General features: G+C 40.0%; 17 protein-coding genes. 3 read left to right on the top strand and 14 right to left on the bottom strand.

Translation table 11 applies throughout. The features are described 5' to 3' along the window. Positions 1–51: 51 nt before the first annotated feature. From ATS72_RS05480 to ccoN, 8 genes are all read right to left on the bottom strand, one after another. A complete protein-coding gene (locus ATS72_RS05480) occupies positions 52–723 on the bottom strand; it encodes a sulfite exporter TauE/SafE family protein (RefSeq protein ID WP_058429104.1) in 672 nt (223 codons plus the stop codon). After that, the gene (gene ccoS, locus ATS72_RS05475; RefSeq protein WP_006794301.1) at positions 716–883 is read right to left on the bottom strand and encodes a cbb3-type cytochrome oxidase assembly protein CcoS; all 168 of its coding nucleotides are present in this window, start codon (positions 881–883) and stop codon (positions 716–718) included. Before ccoS ends, ATS72_RS05480 begins: the two co-directional genes overlap by 8 nt. Next, complete coding sequence (locus tag ATS72_RS05470; protein WP_058429103.1) at positions 880–3,255, bottom strand: heavy metal translocating P-type ATPase; 2,376 nt, start codon at positions 3,253–3,255, stop codon at positions 880–882. The genes ccoS and ATS72_RS05470 overlap by 4 nt, the downstream gene beginning before the upstream one ends. Positions 3,256–3,263: 8 nt before the next feature. Then, positions 3,264–3,755, bottom strand: a complete 492-nt coding sequence (locus ATS72_RS05465; RefSeq protein WP_006794299.1) for a FixH family protein — start codon at positions 3,753–3,755, stop codon at positions 3,264–3,266. A 149-nt stretch (positions 3,756–3,904) separates the two neighbouring features. Continuing rightward, complete coding sequence (locus ATS72_RS05460) at positions 3,905–4,939, bottom strand: c-type cytochrome (protein WP_008126414.1); 1,035 nt, start codon at positions 4,937–4,939, stop codon at positions 3,905–3,907. Further along, positions 4,936–5,121, bottom strand: coding sequence for a CcoQ/FixQ family Cbb3-type cytochrome c oxidase assembly chaperone (locus ATS72_RS05455; RefSeq protein ID WP_006794297.1), 186 nt, complete (start codon positions 5,119–5,121; stop codon positions 4,936–4,938). Before ATS72_RS05455 ends, ATS72_RS05460 begins: the two co-directional genes overlap by 4 nt. A gap of 5 nt (positions 5,122–5,126) precedes the next feature. Further along, complete coding sequence (gene ccoO, locus ATS72_RS05450; RefSeq protein WP_006794296.1) at positions 5,127–5,801, bottom strand: cytochrome-c oxidase, cbb3-type subunit II; 675 nt, start codon at positions 5,799–5,801, stop codon at positions 5,127–5,129. 12 nt (positions 5,802–5,813) lie between these two features. Beyond that, positions 5,814–7,247 carry a cytochrome-c oxidase, cbb3-type subunit I gene (gene ccoN, locus ATS72_RS05445; protein WP_006794295.1) on the bottom strand — a complete coding sequence of 478 codons (1,434 nt, stop codon included), beginning with the start codon at positions 7,245–7,247 and terminating at the stop codon, positions 5,814–5,816. Positions 7,248–7,584: 337 nt separating this feature from the next. Here ccoN and ATS72_RS05440 point away from each other — a divergent pair, with 337 nt between their 5' ends. The 3 genes from ATS72_RS05440 to ATS72_RS05430 all read left to right on the top strand — a co-directional run bounded on the left by ATS72_RS05440 (position 7,585) and on the right by ATS72_RS05430 (position 12,725). Continuing rightward, positions 7,585–8,010, top strand: a complete 426-nt coding sequence (locus ATS72_RS05440) for a hypothetical protein (protein ID WP_006794294.1) — start codon at positions 7,585–7,587, stop codon at positions 8,008–8,010. A 784-nt stretch (positions 8,011–8,794) separates the two neighbouring features. Beyond that, positions 8,795–11,239, top strand: coding sequence for a TonB-dependent receptor (locus ATS72_RS05435; RefSeq protein ID WP_058429102.1), 2,445 nt, complete (start codon positions 8,795–8,797; stop codon positions 11,237–11,239). Positions 11,240–11,372: 133 nt separating this feature from the next. Further along, on the top strand, positions 11,373–12,725 hold the full coding sequence (locus tag ATS72_RS05430; RefSeq protein ID WP_008126399.1) for a hypothetical protein: 1,353 nt from the start codon (positions 11,373–11,375) through the stop codon (positions 12,723–12,725). A 46-nt stretch (positions 12,726–12,771) separates the two neighbouring features. On the opposite strand, the gene ATS72_RS05425 is transcribed toward ATS72_RS05430, so the two are convergent. The 6 genes from ATS72_RS05425 to ATS72_RS05400 form a co-directional block, all read right to left on the bottom strand. Next, a complete protein-coding gene (locus tag ATS72_RS05425; RefSeq protein WP_008126398.1) occupies positions 12,772–13,023 on the bottom strand; it encodes a hypothetical protein in 252 nt (83 codons plus the stop codon). 19 nt (positions 13,024–13,042) lie between these two features. Continuing rightward, positions 13,043–13,879 carry a peptidoglycan binding protein CsiV gene (locus ATS72_RS05420; RefSeq protein ID WP_058429101.1) on the bottom strand — a complete coding sequence of 279 codons (837 nt, stop codon included), beginning with the start codon at positions 13,877–13,879 and terminating at the stop codon, positions 13,043–13,045. After that, on the bottom strand, positions 13,879–17,352 hold the full coding sequence (mfd, locus tag ATS72_RS05415) for a transcription-repair coupling factor (protein WP_058429100.1): 3,474 nt from the start codon (positions 17,350–17,352) through the stop codon (positions 13,879–13,881). The genes ATS72_RS05420 and mfd overlap by 1 nt, the downstream gene beginning before the upstream one ends. 49 nt (positions 17,353–17,401) lie before the next feature. After that, positions 17,402–18,295, bottom strand: a complete 894-nt coding sequence (locus tag ATS72_RS05410) for a carbon-nitrogen hydrolase (RefSeq protein ID WP_058429099.1) — start codon at positions 18,293–18,295, stop codon at positions 17,402–17,404. Then, complete coding sequence (locus tag ATS72_RS05405; RefSeq protein WP_058429098.1) at positions 18,292–19,347, bottom strand: agmatine deiminase family protein; 1,056 nt, start codon at positions 19,345–19,347, stop codon at positions 18,292–18,294. The genes ATS72_RS05410 and ATS72_RS05405 overlap by 4 nt, the downstream gene beginning before the upstream one ends. A gap of 106 nt (positions 19,348–19,453) precedes the next feature. Continuing rightward, positions 19,454–20,059 carry a PilZ domain-containing protein gene (locus ATS72_RS05400; protein ID WP_006794671.1) on the bottom strand — a complete coding sequence of 202 codons (606 nt, stop codon included), beginning with the start codon at positions 20,057–20,059 and terminating at the stop codon, positions 19,454–19,456. Positions 20,060–20,089: the final 30 nt, after the last annotated feature.

The following is a 20,089-nucleotide window of genomic DNA, read 5'->3' as shown; positions in this document are numbered from 1 at the left end:
GTTTTTATATACAGGGGCAAATAAACCTGAAAAGGTTAATACATATTAACATTAATGTACTAACTTGTCGGTTGCAATAATCAATAAGTAGATACCATACCAAACTATAACACTGCCTAATACTATTCGGGTCCAAGGATGATTTATTATACTATTGAGTTTTTGCGCAGTGATCCCTACTGTGATCATGGCAGGAAATGTACCTAGTGCAAAACATAGCATAACTATTGCGCCATCAAATGCTGTGGGGCTCGTCATTGCCCAGGTTAGCGCTGAATAAACCAAACCGCACGGAAGCCAGCCCCATAAAGCCCCATAGCCTATGGCTTTTACTGTTGAGTCAACCGGCATTAAATATTTGTTAAGCTTAATAATATGCTGCCAAATAAGTGTTTTACCCACTTTTTCAAGCCATTGAAGTGTAGGTCCTAAGCGCATTATGTAAACGCCTACTAACAGCATAAAAATTGCTGCAATAAATGAAAGCGTTATAGAGAATGATGTGTTTTGTTTAGCAAATTGGCTGCTTATACCCGCAACGAGTGAGCCTGCAAGCATGTAACTCATTGCTCGCCCTATATTATAAGCAAATGAATAGGTAAGTGTTTTACGTTTGTCGCTGGCTAATTGTAAAGAGCTGGCAATCCCTCCACACATTGCTATGCAGTGGCCGCTGCCAATCAAACCCATTAAAAATGCGCTAATGTATAAAGGGTCAATCATTACTTTTATTATGCTGCTCTTTGTCATCTTCAAACAAAATACTGTGGCCTTGTTTGTTCAAATCAGAAAACTGCTCGCTTCTTACCGCCCAAAAAAATACACCAATGGCAATAAGCACAAACAATATGGCAATGGGGATCAAAATATAAATTATGCTCATAACTTTAATAGCCTTAGTGAATTACAAATCACAATAATTGAGCTGGCAGACATGCCAATGACGGCCATCCATGGAGCGACTAACCCGAGTGCTGCAAGCGGTAATATTGAACCATTATATAATAAAGACAATGTTAGGTTTTGTTTAATAATACGCCGAGTCTGTTTAGCTATATTGAGTAAGTGATCAATAGACGCTAAATCGCTATTTAGCAGTACAACATCGGCGCTATTTTTTGATATATCAGCGCCAGTTTCCATTGCAATAGACAAATGGGCACTTGCAAATACAGGGCTATCGTTTATGCCATCACCCACCATAGCGACCACCTCATTTTGAGATGAAAATGCCTCTACGGCTGTTTGTTTATCTTGTGGTGAGCAACCAGATTGCACGCTGTCTAAGTTCAATTGTTTAGCTACTTTTTTGCCCGCATCTGACGCATCGCCAGTAAGCATGTGGCAAGTTAATTGCTGCGCATGTAACGATTTGATTAAACTTTGAGCATCGTGCTTTACTTTATCTACAAAATAAAAACGTGCCACAACGTGTTTGTTTATATACAAACTGGCTTGCGCGTTTGTTTTTTTACTGTCAAACCAACCACTTTTGCCTATAGCGTAGTGGGTGGTTTCATCTTGTGCACTAATCCCTAAACCTGCGTGCACTTCAATGTTATGAAGACTATGCTTTGCTGGAGTGTAGCCGTCAAATGCACTTGCAATCGGGTGCTCAGAAAAGCGCTCCAACATTGCTGCAATAGCCATTACATCATCCTTTGAGTAGCTGTTATCGATAATATCTATTTCATCAAGGCTAAATTTACCTTGTGTGAGTGTGCCTGTTTTATCAAACGCAAGTAAGGTTAGTTTTGAGAGGGTTTCAAGCACATGGGCTTGTTTTATTAAAATCCCCTTTTTGGTTAGGCTGGCAATTGCACAGGTTAGGGCTGTCGGTATTGCTAGGCTTAAAGCGCAAGGGCAGGTTGCAACTAATACTGAAATAGTAATCCAAAAAGCGTGTTCCGGATCAATTTGATACCAACCAATGGCGGTCAACGAGGCAAATACCAATAAGCAAGCTACAAACCCTTGTGCTACTTTATCGGTTATTTCGACCAGCTTAGGCCGCTTTGTGAGCGCATTGTATTGCAGACGAATAATTTGATTTAAAAGGGTGTTTTGGCCTATTTTATTTATTTTAATTTCAATAACACCATCGTGGTTTACACAGCCGGCATACACATTATGACCTATGAACTTGTTGACCGGTTGGTGCTCGCCAGTCATCATTGATTCATCAACCGTCGTTTTACCTTTAATGAGTTCGCCGTCGGCTGGAATGGTTTCACCTGCTTTAATAAGCACAACATCATTAAGTTTAAGCTTTTTAGCCGCAATAATGAGTTCTTCACCACTATCTGTAAGCGTGCGAGCCGTTAATGGTAGTAACTTCTGAAGGTTTGCTGTGTATTCACTCGCTTTTAAACGCGCTCTAAATTCTAAATATTTACCTAATAATAATAAAAAGGTAAACATGCAAATAGATTCAAAATATACCTCACCAACTTGCATAACGGTTGCATAACAACTGGCTCCGTAGGCGCCAAAAATTGCTAGAGAAACAGGTAAATCCATATTAAGCTGTTTAGCTTTTAAGCCGTTAATTGCGTTGGTTAAGAAGGGCAGCGCACTATATAAAATAACAGGAGAAGCTAATACAAGGCTTATCCATCTAAAGTACTGTTCAAAATTACTATCCATACCTGAAAACATGCCAAAATACATGGCAAATGCAAACATCATTACTTGCATTGTCATTAGGCCTGCCACACCCAAGCGGCGAATATACGCTTTAGCAGTTTGTTGTTTTTGTTGTGCTTCGGTATCGGCCTGAAATGGATATGCTTTGTAGCCTATTTTAGCTAAGGCAGTAATAACATCACTAAGTGGAGTCGCTGTTTTGTCCCATTGGATCATTGCACGGTTAGTTGAGGTATTTACATCCACTCGTTTTACAGTGTTTAAACTCAATAATTGTTTTTCTATAAGCCACGCACATGCGGCGCACGTAATGCCTTCAACACTCAGTAATACCTCTGAAATATTGTTACTTGTGGCTATAAATTCATCTTGAATATCTTCGTTGTCGTAACTTTTAATAAATGCCAATTGCTCAGGAACAAGTTGCTCTACTTTACCCGCACTGACTGTGCGGTATTTGTAGTAATCAGTCATTCCTTGCTCAACAATATTTTGCGCTACGGCCTGGCAGCCAATACAACACATTGGCTGAGGGGTATCGTCTATTGTTACTGTGGCGCTAAATCCCTTTGGCACACTTTCAAGGCAATGAAAGCAAGAATTAGACATAATAATAACTACTTATAGTTTGGCGTAACTAAAACGGTTTCAACCGTAGGTAGGGTAATGTTTTCTTTTAGTTTCCATGTTTTATCGATAGGTTCAACAAAAATGGAATAGGCACCTTCAGTGTAATTTTCAAGAAGTGCGGTGAATTCTTTGTTCGCATTAGCTGTAAGTGTTGCTTCAAAGTCGTGTGCTTTGATTGTGCGGTGATAAAACGATACTTTTAAAGCCGATACATTACTGCTATCGCCTTTGGTAAATTTAAAACTCACTCGGTCGTTAGTTACGGCTAATTCACCATGTAAGTAAAGTGCTTTTGCTTTCTCAAACTTACTGAGCTCTAAATTAATTGCTTTACCTTTTTTATAGTAATCATCAACGACCATATCTGGGCCATTGCCAATTGCCGTTATTAGTAAAGTAATACAGCCAACAATAGCTGCTAGCGGGAAAAAAATTAAAAACCAAGGCCAAAAGTTTTTATACCACGGAGTAGGTTGCATAGTGACTCTAATATTAGTTTCGAAGAGGTTATTTTATAGTAATTGTACGTAAAAGACTAAAAAAAAGCCTCCAAGTGGAGGCTTTTTTGATCTAGATTAATCTATTGAATTTAATAAATTAATTTATAAACATTCTATTAACAGCGTGCTTATTTATCTTGCGATAAGTTGTAAACGTACGCAGTTAAAAGGTGGATTTTATCTTCACCTAAAATGTCTTTCCACGCTGGCATTACACCGGCACGACCGTTAAGCAGTGTTTCTTCAACGGCACGTTGAGAACCACCGTATAACCAAATATTATCCGTCAGGTTAGGCGCGCCAAACGGTAGGTTGTGAGCAACCGACCCTTTACCGTCTGCACCGTGACATGCTGCACACATTGCAAACTTAGCTGCACCAGCTGCTGCATCTTTTTGGTTAACTGTACGACCAGAAAGGCTTAGCACGTGTGCTGTCATTTCTTTTATACCTTGCTCACCTAATGCTGCACCCCAAGGAGGCATAGCTGCAACACGACCAATCAGAAGAGTTTCTCTAATTTTGTCTGGTGTGCCACCGTATAACCAATCTTTATCAGTTAGGTTAGGGAAGCCAATGCCGCCACGTGCATCAGAGCCATGACACTGCGCACAGTTTTGTGAGAACAAACGTTGACCAATTTCTAGTGCTAATTGACCATCTGTTTGCTCATGCTCTGTGCCATTTTCAAGAGCTAGCTGCTGCGCTGCATCACCATCAATTTTAGATTGAACCAAATCTAAAACAGGTACTTTTGCAAGTCGGTTAAAAATAGGACCAAAACGCTCTTCTGCTGCTTCATACTCTTTATCAAGTTTTACAAAACGGCCTTCTTCAGCTGCTAACTTAACGGCTTCTTTCGATTCCGCTAAAGAGGTAATACCCTGGTTAGAGCTTGTCCATTTACCTAACCCTTCCCAGTTACCTAAACCTGGGTATGCTGCTAGGTAATAAACAGACCAAATAAACGTTGCGAAGAACATGTAAGTCCACCACTTAGGTAGCGGATTGTTCAGTTCGGTAATACCGTCATACTCATGCCCACAATCTTCACCTTCTTCAACACCAGCGTAGTTTTTTAAGTTCCACACTAATAGGCCAAAGATAATAAGTAAGCATGCTAGGGTTAAAACAATAACCCAAATACTCCAAAAGCTAGTCATTTTTCAGACTCCTTTTCCTCGTTAGAGAGTGTGTTGTTATGTTTTTTTTCATCTTCAAAAATGGCATTAGCGGCGTCGTCAAAACGATTTTTGGTACGCTTGCTGTATGCCCATACAACAATCACAATAAACAATACTAAAATTACCAGAGTTAAAATGCCTCTGTATGTTCCGTAATCCATAATAATTACTTCAAGTGCGTGCCAAGCTGTTGCAAATAAGCGATAAGGGCTTGCATTTCTGTTGCACCTTTACCGTCATTCATTGCATCAACTTTGGCAACGTCAGCTATTAGTTCTTCATCGCTACCGTAACCTAAACCCGGATGTTTTGGGTTTTCTGGGTTAATAGCGAATGTATCACGGAAAATTTGTAGTTTTTTCAGAGTTAAGCTGGTATCAACTGTGTTCTCTGCTAACCAAGGGAAACCTGGCATATTAGACTCAGGAACCACATCACGCGGGTTCACTAAGTGAGCATAATGCCAATCGTCCGAGTAACGTTTACCAACACGAGCAAGGTCAGGTCCAGTACGTTTAGAACCCCATTGGAAAGGGTGATCCCATACTGACTCGCCTGCTACAGAGTAGTGGCCGTAACGTTCAACTTCGTCACGAAAAGGACGGATCATTTGTGAATGACAGTTATAACAACCTTCACGCACGTATATATCGCGACCTTCCATTTCTAATGCATTTAGAGGACGTAAGCCATCTACTGGTTTTGTTGTGTCGTCTTGGAACATAAGTGGAGTAATTTCAACTAATGCACCAAAGCTAATAGCAAAAACAGTCAGTATGGCCATAAGGCCAACGTTTTTTTCTACTATTTCATGTTTGTTTTGTGAATTTTTATTGCTCATCATCTCACTCCGTTATGCTAATTGTGCTTGCGCGTCTAACTTCAGTGATTCTTTTTCAGCTGAAATTGTACGGAAAACGTTATAAGCCATAACTAACATACCTGTTACGATGAATACACCGCCAACAAAACGCATTATGTAGAAAGGATGTGATGCTTCTAAAGACTGAACAAAGCTATACATTAATGTACCGTCAGCATTTACTGCACGCCACATAAGACCTTGCATTACACCTGAAATCCACATTGCAACAATGTATAAAACAACACCAACAGTGTGTAACCAGAAGTGTGTGTTAACAAGCTTAATGCTGTACATACGACCTTGTGCAAATAGTGCAGGGATAAGGTGATAAATAGCACCAATAGAAATCATAGCTACCCAACCAAGTGCACCTGAGTGAACGTGGCCTACAGTCCAATCTGTGTAATGAGATAATGCGTTCACAGATTTAATTGCCATCATTGGGCCTTCAAACGTAGACATACCGTAGAAAGATAATGATACAACTAAGAAACGAAGTACTGGGTCAGTACGCAGTTTGTGCCATGCACCCGATAAGGTCATTATACCGTTAATCATGCCACCCCAAGATGGAACAAATAAGATAATAGACATAACCATACCTAAACTTTGCGTCCAATCTGGAAGTGCAGTGTAGTGAAGGTGATGAGGACCAGCCCAAATGTATAGAGATACAAGCGCCCAAAAGTGAACGACCGATAAACGGTAAGAGTATACAGGGCGACCTGCTTGTTTAGGTACAAAGTAGTACATCATACCTAAGAAACCAGCGGTTAATAAGAAACCTACAGCGTTATGACCGTACCACCATTGAACCATCGCATCTACTGCACCTGCATAGATAGAGTATGATTTAGTTAACGATACAGGCACTGCCATGCTGTTCACAATGTGCAATACTGCAACAGTGATGATAAAGCCGGCATAGAACCAGTTCGCAACATAAATATGCGATACCTTACGTTTAATTAAAGTACCAAAAAATACAACTGCATAAATAATCCAAACAACAGCGATTAGAATATCGATTGGCCATTCTAGTTCAGCGTATTCTTTAGAGCTTGTAATACCTAATGGTAGGGTAATTACTGCTAATACGATAACTAGCTGCCAGCCCCAAAATGAAATTGCGGCAAGTTTGTCTGAGAAAAGGCGCGTTTGACAAGTACGTTGTACGACGTAATAAGACGTCGCAAAAAGTGCACTTGTACCAAATGCGAAAATTACTGCGTTCGTGTGTAACGGACGTAGTCGAGAGTAAGTTAACCATGGTGTATCAAAGTTAAGTGCTGGCCAAGCTAATTGGGCAGCAATCAGAACCCCAATACTCATGCCAACGATGCCCCAAATCACTGTCATAATAGCGAATTGGCGTACAACTTTATAGTTATACTCAGTTTGTGATGCTACTGTTTGGCTCATTTTCTGGCTTCCGCTGCAATAAATGCGTTTAGAAATGAATTACCCACTTAAAAAGTGGGGCCTACTATTACTTCACAAGCATGTTACCTAAAACGTTCAAAGCATGAATGCTTCAGAAAACAAACTCGAGAAACCCTAATTTTTGCGAGGGAAATAATAAATTTTTTGGCCTAAAAAAGATAGGTCAATTACGTAATATTATGACATCAATCAAACTTTGTGGCTTTGTTGTCTATTTTTTGATTAGCTGAGTGCCTAAATTTGATTATTTAGTGGGCCATGCTTGTCAATTATGAGCTTGATTATTAGTATCTGCTTTTGTTCGGAGCGAATTTTTATGAAAGCAACCCAATTATGTTATGTGTTTTTGCTACTTTTATTGTTGACCGCCTGTGATTTTGATAATCAAAAAGACGCAAGCATACATAAAAATTCAAACTGCGAACCTAACCAAGAATGTACCTTCCCAAATAAAGTGAAAGTGTGGCTCAGTGATCAATCTCTATCACCGGAAACACCTTTTACAATTTTCAGCAAATTACCCAACAATACAAAAATCAGCCAAGCAAAATTAAAAGGCATAACTATGTACATGGGATTTATCCCGCAGCAGTTTGTACAGCAAGGAGATTTGTGGCAAAGCGAAACCATGGTTGGCATTTGCTCAGAGAACAATATGCTTTGGACCCTTGAATTAACTGTTATAAATACAATAACTTCAACCGAAGATACCCTTAACTATTACTTTTATGTTACCTACTAACGAGCTTTAATAATATTACGAATTAACCAGTTAACCGATCACGTTTTATCCCAAATTTGTTGTTTACCTAAGCTTATAAACTTTTCTTTTTGATAGGCTCAAACTTGAACCGGTAATACCAATGCGCAGCAAAACGTAATTAATTAAATGCACTAACCCTTTAGTCATTAGTGCTAAAATTTCAAAAAATACATCTAAAACAAATTTTTTAATTAGTCCTGTCAAAAGTGCGTAGTCACAAAGTTAAGCTTTCTTAAATACCGTATTTATTCCAGCCAGCTAATTTGATTTATAACCATAGTTAATATCAACATCTCACATTATTCATATAGTGTAGACCAAATTATGAGCAGTTATGCCCACGCAAAATAAGCGAACTTATTATTCACTATGAAGCAAAAGCTTTTCTTATGAGTTAGCAACTTTCAGGTGCTTTTACCTTTTTAATAATGGGGTGTGATTAAGTTGTTAATACCTGAATTATTGCTAAACAACAGGTGTAATTACATTTGATTACAAAGTAGAGGTGTTTGATTTCACCTGTACTTTAATTGTATAAAAATTATTTTAACTTATTAATTTTAAATTGTATTTTTATATTAACAATGAAACAAGTAGTAACCTTTGTACCTTTTTTAGGTTGGTCTTTTTTGTCTTTGTCAAAAACCACTCAAGCGTTAAGTTTTCGTTCAGTTAAGTGCGCTTAAGTTGCCTGCCGACTCATTCTTCTTATAACAAATGAGTTTTACCAATCTTGGTAAATTCCAACAAGTAGGATTCTTTCATGACTAAATCGACTCTTGGTCTAGCTGTAATAGCAGCCATCCCAATGTTTTCAAGTGTACATGTACTAGCAGCAGACGAAGCTGCAAATTCAATCGAAAAAATTCAGGTCACGGGTTCACGTATCAACCGTACTGATATGGAAACAGCCAGTCCAATTACCGTTATTGGCGATGACTTTATTGCAAAAAGTGGTTTCACTTCTGTTGCCGATATTCTCTCAACTCAGCCATCTGCTGCGGGTATAAGCCTTGGTGCTTCAAGTAATAATGGTTCAGGTGGTTCTGCAACTGTTAACTTACGTGGCATGGGGTCACAACGTACCCTAGTGTTATTAAATGGTCGTCGTATGGTTTCTTCTGGAACCGGTGCAGACTCTTCGGTTGATTTAAATACCATTCCTGTTGCAATGATCAAATCAATTGAAATCTTAAAAGATGGTGCATCAGCTGTGTATGGATCTGATGCAATTGCTGGTGTTGTTAACATTATCACTAAAAAAGATTTTGAAGGTACTGAGCTTAATGTTGAAGGAAGTCGCACAACTAAGGGTGATGGTAACAACTACGGTACTAGCTTATTACACGGCATGCAGGTTGCCGATGGTAACTTAGTTGTTGGTGCACAGTTTTCAAGCCGTGGCGAGGTGATCCAATCAGATCGTAGCTTTGTGCCTGCAGGGCAGTCTTCGTTTATTCCACAAGGTACGCTAGGCGGTAAAACATACGAAGGTAATGGTGAGTTTGCAGATAGAACAACGTCGTACGACTTTACTACATCGAGTTATGCACAAACACCAAACGATCTGTACAGTTTATTTACAAGCTTTGATAAAGAGCTAGACGCTGATACCACATTCAATGTTGACCTTATGTATACACGCCGTGATTCATCACAACAATTGGCACCTCAACCAGCCAGTGTAGATTTACTGACAGCAAACCTTGATAACGAATACACCAATGCGTTTATTGTCGACGGTGAGCTTACCGATTCGCTAGAGTATCGCAGAAGAATGGTTGATGCTGGGCCGCGAATATACGAGCAAACAACAGACACATACCGTGCATCAATGGCATTACAAGGTGTCTTAGATAACGATGCAAGCTGGGATGTAAGTGCTACATACGGCAGAAACGATTCTAAAGATAAAGTACAAAACTCTATTAATGCAAGCCAAGTAGAGCAAAGTATTTACGCAAACCAAGCAATTTGGTTTAGTGGTGATGCACTTAGCCGTGACTTTTTAACTGCTAACGATTCTATTTACACTGAAAGCAATGAAGGTGGAAATGAGCAGTTTATCTTATCTGCAGGTTACAGCGCACTTACTGATAACGATATTGGCTACGCAATCGGTATAGAGAACCGTTTTGAAAGTGGTTTTTACACACCCGATTTAATTACACAATTGGGCCAAAGTACAGCAGCACAGCAAGATCCTACTGAAGGTGACTATTCGGTACAGTCTATCTACTTTGAAACATCGATGCCGGTATTAGAAGTCGTGACACTTGAAGGGGCTGCACGTTACGATAATTACTCTACCTTTGGTGGTGAAACAACCTGGAAACTGGGTGCTACATGGGATGTAACAGATTCATTTATGGTTCGTTCTGTACTAGCTACCGGCTTTAGAGCGCCAAATGTTGCTGAACTATTTGGTGGCAACTCGGGCTCTTACGATTACCTAGCCGATCCATGGGGCAACGAGCAAGACGCACAAATCTTGGTAAATTACACCAGTGATGCAGACTTACAAGCAGAAGAAAGCCGTTCGTTTACATTTGGTATGGTGTGGGAAGTAGTTGACGGTTTATCTACAACACTTGACTACTGGAAGTTTGACATTACAAACGCCATTACGCGTTTAGATGTACAAAACGAAATGAACAACTGTTTTTCGGGCGACACGCAATCGTGTGATTCGGTAAATATTACCCCAGCGGGTGATTTATCAAACTTAAGCTCAGCATTAACCAATGTTGGCTCTCAAAAAACGTCAGGTATTGATTGGAACATTGGTTATACCGCCGATAACTACCGTATTAACTTAGATACAACCTATTTGGTTGAATTTGAGCAAGATGATATTGATTACACAGGGACTATTGACGGTAACATTGGTGGCTACTCTAAAATCAAATCTAACTTATCTGTAAACTACGATTTGTCTGATGCGTTTAGTGTGCTTTATAACGCACGCTTTATTCGTGGTATGAGTGGGGACTACTACGGCGAGTCGTTCAGCACAGATAATATTGTTTATCACGATATTTCAATGACGTACAACCTAAATGAGTCACTAAAAGTGACAGGTGGTATGAATAATATTTTTGATAAAGAGCCAGAAGAAGTACTTGGCGGAAATGACATGGGCACCGTACCTGAGATTTACGACGTAATTGGTTCACGAGTATTCGCAAGTATTAACTATAAGTTTTAACTGCAAACAAATACTTTAACCAGGGTTTAAGTTACATATTTAAACTCGTAAGGCTCCGTGTTTACGGGGCCTTTTTTATTGAACAAATTACTGGAGGCAAGTAAACTAAAACGAATAGAAAAAGGAGAGTTGATTGTTAAAACAAGACGAAAATTTATCTTTTGTCATTGAGCCCGAGTTAAATGCGCGTTCAGAGCAGCGTATTGATCTGTACTTTTCTATTCCTAACGAAATGGGAATAAACCCCAAAACGCTGAGCGAAGAATCTTACTTCAACAATCAGTTCAAATCTCACTTAGCTTACAACGCTAACAATATTCACTTGCCATTAGTACGAAGCCGTTTTGTAAGTAAAAACAAAGGCGAACAGCAAGACTACAGGCAAAATCTAAACTTATTTTGTTACCAAGTGCGTTTAGCGCTCGATGCTGATATTAAGGATGCGCTTAAGTTAAGCGAGGCAGAAGAGTTTTATAATCGTGCAAATGAATTATTTGAGCAAAGTGAAGGCCTATTAAAAAAGTTACGCCGTTATACACCCGATGATGAAAAGTTACTGCCGTTTTATACAAACGCAGATAACTATCTGAGTTGGCACGTTGAGCAATCATTTTTAAAATTACTAGATGAAGGCCCGCGCAGTAGCGATTTTGCTAAAGAGCGGAACGACCTTTTGCAATTTTGTAAAAGCGAAAACGTGTACAGAGCAGATAAAAACTATAACTCTGAAACCACTCTTCAAGACGCTAATCGAATCACAAATAAAATGCGTTTATTGCAACGCTTAATTGAGCATGGAGTAATCCTTCAGCGCAATACTCGCTTTTTAAATAGTTACCTAAAGCGCTTGGTAAAGGGGACGGTAACGGCGGTTATTATGGCGTTTGTGATGCTGGTAATTCTTAATGCACGTTCCAGTTTTACAGAGGTAACAGCGACTCTCATTTTGATACTGGGTGTAATTTATGGTTTGCGTGAAATTTTTAAAGAAGATATCACCCGTGTAATTTGGCGCGCAATAGTTCAAGGGCGGCCAAAATGGCGATTTACCTTTAAAAATAGTATTACCAAAGACAAAATAGCCAGCCAGTTTATTTGGCTTGAGTACACGCGTTTTAAAAAGATACCAAAAGAAGTTCAAACCATTTTTTCAAAACGTCGCCAGCAAAACAAACAGGCTGCGCAATGGCTGCACTTTGCGAGTGAAACGCGCGTGTCGGCCAAAGAGTTTTTACCGGGATACGATACGTTGCAGCAAACACTGCAATTTAACCTAGCGCCATTTGCCCGTTATTTAAAACGTGGTGAAGGTAAGCTTTACCATTTAGATAGCAATAAAATATCAAAACAAGCCGTTGAGCGACGTTATCAATTAAATATGGTATTGGTGCACACAGAAGGTGATAAAACACTTTATCAGCGTTATAAAATTACCTTAAATCGCAGTAAAATAGTCAACATTGAGCTCATTTATTCTAAAAAATAAAAAAGGGGGATAGACCACAGTCTATCCCCCTTTTTTATACACGACTTTATTGAGTTAAGCCGTGCTTACTGTATAAAGTCACTTTGTCTGAAACGAGTGTAATCTCTATATTTTTAGACTCGTCGCCCCAAACACAGTTAGTATGAAGTGTTTTTTCTACGCAGTTGTCAGCGCTACCTAATACAGCCTCTACTTCAGCTTTATCCATACCAATCTTAATTTTTTCGTAGTTTTCTACTGTTACTTTAGAGCATGCAGCCAGGCTTAGTGTAGCTGCAATAATTAGGAGTTTTTTCATTGTTGTATCCTATTAAGTATTAATGTTTAAATTTTCTAATTTGGACAATCATGCCCATGCGAGGGTGGTCAAAGTAATGAATTTCACCACTTATTACACGTTTAAATTGTGAAAACCGTGATGACTCTACATCACCACTTTGTAGTTTTTGGCTAATATCAAAATCTGCAGTGATAAATAAATAGTGACGCAAGTGAATTTTAAATAACCCTTCTAATTCCCATTTACTAGTTGATTCATCGGGGTCGTTAAATAAGCTAGGCTGCGGCTCTAATAAACTAACAAAGTCTGGATTTGAATAGCGCGGCACATCAAAAACGCGTGTTTTGATAAGCTCACCGGCAAATAAGTGCATGCTTGGCGCACGTGATTTACTTTTTGCTTCAAAACGCCATCCAGTATGTAAAATAGGCGTTAAGCCTTTACGGTCTAGTTGCTCAAACTGCGTTTTAAATTGTAACTGCTCTGGGGCAAGTAAGTAGGGTTGCTCCATGGTATCAAGTGCCGGTGCCACAGGTGTAACAGGCAATGTATCGTAACTTTGAACATAGTCGGTGCTTGCATCGCAAACACCGGAGCGTGGATTGTCGTTAACGAGCGAATCTGTAAATGAACGCTTTTGAAAACGTGTATCGCCATCAATACAGGCTTGCATGGCTTGTTCGGTATAAAGTGGCGTTAATAAATCAAGCGTGTTTTTATCTTCAATAGCCTCGTGTTTTAAACTAAAGTCTTCTTGTAAATAGGGGGCTGGGCGCTGTTTAAATATCAGCACCTCAGCTTCAAACCAACGCTCTGCAACTGCAGTGCTGCTAAATAAGCAACATAAAACTACCAGCGATTTTTTTAGCAACATTAATGGCTAACCTTTTTTTCGAAATCTGCAATCATAGCAGTGACCATTTTTAAGCGTTCGCGGGCATTTGCCTCACTAATAGCGAAGCGCAATTTATTTGCGCCTTCCATTTTATAAATATGCGGTGCACTTTGTATCAGCCCAATAATGAAGCTAGGATTAACCTTGGTATTTTGGCTAAATTCAAAGTAGCCGCCTTTAGGGTTTGCCTCTATTTTTGTTATCCCTAAATTACTGGCTTGCATTTTAAGTTGTTGCAAACTAAATAAGTTTTTAGCTGCATCAGGTAATAAACCAAATCGATCTATTAGTTCTACCTGTAACTCATCAATGTCGCCTAGGTTAGCACAACTAGCTACACGCTTGTACATACCTAATCGTGCATTTACGTCATGTATATAATCATCAGGCAGTAATGCAGGCAGTTTTAAGTCAACTTCGGTTTGTTTTTGCAAGAGGTTTTCAAGAGTAGGTTCTTTACCTTCACGCAGTGCATTTACTGCTTGCTCAAGCATTTCCATATACAAGCTAAAGCCAATAGTTTGCATTTGCCCAGATTGATCGTCACCCAATAACTCACCTGCACCACGAATTTCTAAATCGTGTGTAGCAAGTGCAAAACCAGCGCCTAAATCTTCCAATGATTCAATTGCTTGTAGACGTTTGCTGGCATCTTTTGATAATGCTTTAGGGTCGCCTGTAAGCAAATAGGCATATGCCTGATGGTGGCTTCGGCCTACACGACCACGCAATTGGTGTAATTGTGCTAAGCCTAGTTTGTCGGCTCTATCCATAATAATGGTATTTGCTGTGGGTACGTCAATACCGGTTTCGATAATGGTTGTACACACAATTACATTGTATTTTTGGTGATAAAATTGGGTCATTATTTGCTCAAGCTCTTGCTCGCGCATTTGCCCATGAGCGGTAATTACATTTGCTTCAGGTACCCATTCACTTAATTCTTGCGCCACGCGTTCAATTGTTTCAACGTTATTGTGCAAAAAGTACACTTGGCCACCACGTTTAATTTCACGCAAAATGGCTTCGCGAATAAGCTCCACATCACGTTGGCGAACAAATGTTTTAACCGCCAAGCGTTTCGCCGGTGGAGTAGCAATAATAGATAAGTCGCGCATGCCGCTCATTGCCATATTGAGCGTTCGAGGAATAGGCGTTGCGGTAAGCGTTAAAATATCGACATCTGCACGTAGCGCTTTAATTTTTTCTTTTTGGCGTACCCCAAATCGATGCTCTTCATCTACGATGAGTAGCCCTAAATCGTTAAATTTAATGTCTTGCTGAATAAGTTTGTGGGTACCAATAACAATGTCTAGCTTGCCATTCGCCATATTTTCTAGCGTGTCTTTTTGCTCTTTGGTTGAATTAAAACGAGAAAGCACACCCACTTCGATAGGAAAGTCAGCAAAACGGTCTTTAAAATTCTCATAGTGTTGCTGCGCAAGCAGGGTAGTGGGCACTAAAATGGCAACTTGTTTACCATCGTTAACAGCAACAAAAGCTGCACGCATAGCGACCTCGGTTTTACCAAAGCCTACATCACCACACACTAAACGATCCATCGCTTGTTTTGATTGCATGTCGCCTAAGACAGCTTCAATTGCATTACGCTGGTCGTCGGTTTCTTCAAACGGAAAGCTTTCACTAAACTGGCGATAGGCTTGTCCGTCTAGGGTAAATTTATTGCCTGGTTTAGCTTGGCGCTGTGCGTATATATCAAGTAACTCTGCGGCTACATCACGAACTTTTTCTGCAGCACGTTTTTTTGCCTTTTCCCATGCATCAGAGCCGAGCTTATGCAGTGGTGCACTGCTTTCTTCGCCGCCTGAATAACGGCTAAGCATATGTAGTGCCGACACAGGCACATACAATTTAGACTCACCGGCGTATATTATGGTCACAAATTCTGTAATTACACCTGCTGCATCAATAGTTTGTAAACCTTGATAGCGGCCAACACCGTGGTCAAGATGCACAACAGGCTGACCTTCTTTAAGCTCGGCTAAGTTACGAATTAGAGCGTCTTGGCTTGCTTCGTACTTATGTTTACGGCGTCTGCGCTGCGAGACTTTAATACCTAGCAGCTCTTGTTCGGTAATAATTGATAATGAAGGTTTAGAGCCAAGCACAACGCTTTGCTCAAGCGGACTTACAATTAAGCCTACATCACTATCGCTTTGGGTAAATTGTTCAAAGGTATCAAACTCTTTAAACTTTAAACCGCTGGGTTTCAAAATATTGAGTAAAGACTCACGTCGACCATCCGACTCAACGCTCAGTAATATGCGACTTTTTTTCTTTTTTTGTGCTGTAACGTAGTCTATGAACGCCGCATAGGGCTCGTGTTGTTTATGATCTATTCTTATTGCAGGTAATTCACATACGGATAAATTTTTATTACCCGCTTTTGTGCCCAGTTTGGCAAGCGATAAACGAATACGCGCAAATTGCCCTAAGTTAGAAAACAGCTCTTCAATTGGCTGGTATAAGGCATTTGGTTCAAGTAGTGGGCGCAGAGGGTCCACTTTACGGTTTTCGTAGCGAACATTAACATCGTGCCAAAAATTATCCGCAGCGTGTTCTAAATCGCCCAATTGCATAACGGTTGTATTATCAGGCAGGTAGTCAAAAATAGTGGCTAGGCTTTCAAAAAATAACGGCATGTAGTATTCAATACCAGCTGGCCAGTTTCCTTTACTAACTTGCATGTAAACAGAGTCTTGCTCTGAACTTGCACCAAATTTTTCACGGTAACCAATCCTGAAACGCTCAATATCTGACTCATTTGTTGGAAATTCATGCGCTGGCAGCAGTTCAATTCTATCTACTTTTTCATCAGAGCGCTGCGTTTCCACATCAAATAGACGAATGGTGTCTAATTCGTCATCAAAAAAGTCGAGTCTAAATGGATGCGGACTACCCATAGGGTATAAATCGACGATTGAGCCACGAATTGCGTACTCACCATGTTCCATAACTTGTTGCACGTTTAGGTAACCGGCTTGCTCTAAGTTTTGCCTAAAATTATGTGTGTCGAGTTTATCGCCTACTTTAAAGTTTATTGTCGAACCATAAATAAACGAGGCCGGAGCGGTTCGCAGCATAAGCGTAGACACAGGCACAATTAATACGCTTTGCTGTTCTTTTTTTAGGGTATTTAATGTAGCTAAACGCGCAGAAATAATATCTTGATGAGGAGAGAAATGATCGTAAGGCAAGGTTTCCCAATCAGGAAATACCATTACCGGATTATTAGGTAATAAATATTCTAGCTCTGTTTCAAGGCGCAGCGCGCTGGGGGTGTCGGGTGTAATAATTAATACTAAGTTCTCTTGCTGTTTAACACCTTCGGCAATGGCAATACTTAAACCACTTCCGCTTAGCTGCCCCCACTGAATTTTATCTTTTTGAGATTTTACCCAAGGCAAGGCTGCCCATTGCTCAAACGCCATTTATTACTCCATTTGATTGGCCCTTAACAGGTAAGAGCCATTCTTTAAGTTAGTCGCGGTATATTTTTGTAAGGTCGCTGTAGTGATCAATTCGGCGATCACGCAAAAACGGCCAGATACGTCTTACGTTTTCTGAGCGTTTTTGATCAACTTCTACCACTAATATTTGTTCATCGATGTTGTTAGCTTGCGCTAAAAACTCACCCTGAGGACCCGCAATAAAAGAGTTACCCCAAAACTGAATCCCGCTGCTATGTCCGCTTGGGTCGCTCTCGTGGCCAACACGATTACAGCTAATCACCGGTACTCCATTTGCGACCGCATGGGCACGTTGACTAATAACCCATGCATCTTTTTGGCGTGTTTGTTCATTTTGGTCGTCATTGGGATCCCAGCCAATAGCGGTTGGGTAAATTAATAGCTCAGCACCAGCCATAGCCATTAAACGCGCGGCTTCTGGAAACCACTGATCCCAGCATACCAACACACCTAATTTACCTACCGATGTTTGAATAGGCTCAAAGCCCAAGTCGCCTGGGGTAAAGTAAAACTTTTCGTAAAAACCAGGGTCATCAGGTATGTGCATTTTGCGATATTTACCTGCAATACTACCGTCTTTTTCAAGCACCACTGCAGTATTATGGTACAAGCCTGTTGCACGCTTCTCAAACAGTGACGCCACAATCACAATATTGAGCTCTTTAGCGAGTTCACCTAAGGTGTTACTGCTTAGCCCAGGTATGGTTTCTGCCAGGTCAAAGACATCAACGTCTTCGGTTTGGCAAAAATAAAGGCTACGATGAAGCTCTTGTAAAACAACAAGCTGAGCCCCTTTTTGAGCAGCTTCACGAATGGCTTTTATTGATTTAGCCATGTTTTCATCGGCGTTATGGTTGTTGCTTTGTTGCACTAAAGCAACGGTTAATTTTGCAGGGCTTGTCATTGTGCTGCTCCAGCTAAAAATCCACGCGGTAATTGCATTGTAATACAGTGAAGGCTACCAAATTGCTCAATTATAGGCTGGCAATTCACGCCAATAATAGTGTGCTGCGGATACGCTATTTGAACCTGTGCTAATGCACGGTCGTCGTTTACATCGTTGTATGTAGGCACAAGCACTGCATTGTTAATAATTAAGTAATTGGCATAGGTTGCAGGTAAGCGTGAATTTTCATCGTCATACGCTGCCTTAGGCCACGGTAGTTCAACTAAAGTATATGGGGTGTTACCTGCTGTTTTAAAGCTTTTTAATTGATTTTCCATTGCTTTTAGTGCGGTGAAATGCTCGTCATTTTCATCATCACATTGTACGTATACAAGCGTATTGTTTGGTGCAAATCGTACTAGGGTATCAATGTGGCTGTCGGTATCGTCACCAGCTAAATAACCGTGATCGACCCATAAAAAATCGGTGGCACCTAAATACGTTTTTAATAAGGTTTCTATGTCTTGGCTCGATAAGTCAGGGTTACGGTTTTTGTTAAGCAAACATTCGCTTGTTGTTAGCAATATGCCGTGCTCGTTTATTTCAATACCGCCACCTTCAAGCACCATATCTAGGGCTTGGTAATCATTGTTTGCATGGCTTAGCTGTTCAACAACCGCTTTATTAATTTGGTTGTCGAGTGCGCTTTCAAATTTGTTGCCCCAACCATTAAATGTAAAATCATAGACCTTTAATTTGGTCTCATCATTAATATTTGCACATGTTAGTGGGCCATGATCGCGCGCCCAGGTGTCATTAGTGGGTGTTACAACAAAATGAACACGCTCTAAATTAATATTGGCTTGGTTAAGTAGTGCAGTGATATGTGCTTTTAAGGCTTCGTCGTGAGCAACAATAACTAAAAATTGGTAGTGTGTTATATGCTTTGCAAGCTCAACATAGACAGGCTCAACACGGGCTAGATTATCGGCCCAATCGGTATGTTTATGTGGCCAAGTTAGCATTACAGCGTCTTGCTCAGCCCATTCAGGTAAAAGTCTAAAGTTCATGGCATTTTTATACAAATAGAGATATCGCTAGTTTAGCAGTTGTGCTACTTCCAAGTCACTTGAAAAATAGGTTTGCTTTGCCATATAAACTGTATTGTAAAACCAATTATTCAGAGCTTGAATCGTCTAATGGTTGCTCTAGTTCTTGGCGTTTTTTTAGTTGGCGCGTTTGCGCATGTAAACTTGCTCTTACTATTAATTCTTGATCAGTGTTTCTGATAGATGTAAAAAGCACTGTGTATTGGTAGTGGTCGTTATCTTGTTTTTCTATGGCAACCACTTCTGTGTAGCAGTAAACAGCCGATGCCTCATGATGCAAAAAAAGTTTTGTCCTAAAGGATTGGCCAATAGAATACACATCAGACGACGTAAACTTAATACCACCGCCGCCATAGCTATCGCAGTGTATTGCATTTTCTTGCGCTTGTTCTGAGGCCAAAATATGGCTCATAATTAAATCTATTTTTCGCGATTGTGCCTGCAAAAATGCAGCAAGTTCTTGGGCTACATCGCCTAAGTTTCGAAGTGGACGTAACGAGCTTTGTTCAAGCTCACTCACTTCATTAGCTAATCTAAAAAGAGGCGGGATATCATCGTCAAGTGCTAGCTGAGATTTAGGTACTTGCTCATTAGATACAGCAAACAAATTAACCCTAATGCTCTCGTTTATTTGAAAATACTCTTCAAACTCGCTTAATCTTTGACTATTCATAATTATCTCCACGACGTGTTATTTTAAATA

It is taken from the genome of Pseudoalteromonas sp. 13-15 (genome assembly GCF_001468205.2).
Taxonomy (GTDB): domain Bacteria; phylum Pseudomonadota; class Gammaproteobacteria; order Enterobacterales; family Alteromonadaceae; genus Pseudoalteromonas; species Pseudoalteromonas marina.
This window is presented reverse-complemented; position numbering and strand designations above follow the sequence as displayed.

What these genes read in the sequence shown, in the direction of transcription:
- ATS72_RS05480 (WP_058429104.1), bottom strand. Translation starts at nt 723, where the DNA reads ATGATTGACCCTTTATACATTAGCGCATTTTTAATGGGTTTGATTGGC.
- ATS72_RS05440 (WP_006794294.1), top strand. Translation starts at nt 7,585, where the DNA reads ATGAAAGCAACCCAATTATGTTATGTGTTTTTGCTACTTTTATTGTTG.
- ATS72_RS05420 (WP_058429101.1), bottom strand. Translation starts at nt 13,879, where the DNA reads ATGTTGCTAAAAAAATCGCTGGTAGTTTTATGTTGCTTATTTAGCAGC.
- ATS72_RS05435 (WP_058429102.1), top strand. Translation starts at nt 8,795, where the DNA reads ATGACTAAATCGACTCTTGGTCTAGCTGTAATAGCAGCCATCCCAATG.
- ATS72_RS05405 (WP_058429098.1), bottom strand. Translation starts at nt 19,347, where the DNA reads ATGAACTTTAGACTTTTACCTGAATGGGCTGAGCAAGACGCTGTAATG.
- ATS72_RS05400 (WP_006794671.1), bottom strand. Translation starts at nt 20,059, where the DNA reads ATGAATAGTCAAAGATTAAGCGAGTTTGAAGAGTATTTTCAAATAAAC.
- ATS72_RS05465 (WP_006794299.1), bottom strand. Translation starts at nt 3,755, where the DNA reads ATGCAACCTACTCCGTGGTATAAAAACTTTTGGCCTTGGTTTTTAATT.
- ccoS (WP_006794301.1), bottom strand. Translation starts at nt 883, where the DNA reads ATGAGCATAATTTATATTTTGATCCCCATTGCCATATTGTTTGTGCTT.
- mfd (WP_058429100.1), bottom strand. Translation starts at nt 17,352, where the DNA reads ATGGCGTTTGAGCAATGGGCAGCCTTGCCTTGGGTAAAATCTCAAAAA.
- ATS72_RS05470 (WP_058429103.1), bottom strand. Translation starts at nt 3,255, where the DNA reads ATGTCTAATTCTTGCTTTCATTGCCTTGAAAGTGTGCCAAAGGGATTT.
- ccoN (WP_006794295.1), bottom strand. Translation starts at nt 7,247, where the DNA reads ATGAGCCAAACAGTAGCATCACAAACTGAGTATAACTATAAAGTTGTA.
- ATS72_RS05425 (WP_008126398.1), bottom strand. Translation starts at nt 13,023, where the DNA reads ATGAAAAAACTCCTAATTATTGCAGCTACACTAAGCCTGGCTGCATGC.
- ccoO (WP_006794296.1), bottom strand. Translation starts at nt 5,801, where the DNA reads ATGAGCAATAAAAATTCACAAAACAAACATGAAATAGTAGAAAAAAAC.
- ATS72_RS05460 (WP_008126414.1), bottom strand. Translation starts at nt 4,939, where the DNA reads ATGACTAGCTTTTGGAGTATTTGGGTTATTGTTTTAACCCTAGCATGC.
- ATS72_RS05455 (WP_006794297.1), bottom strand. Translation starts at nt 5,121, where the DNA reads ATGGATTACGGAACATACAGAGGCATTTTAACTCTGGTAATTTTAGTA.
- ATS72_RS05410 (WP_058429099.1), bottom strand. Translation starts at nt 18,295, where the DNA reads ATGACAAGCCCTGCAAAATTAACCGTTGCTTTAGTGCAACAAAGCAAC.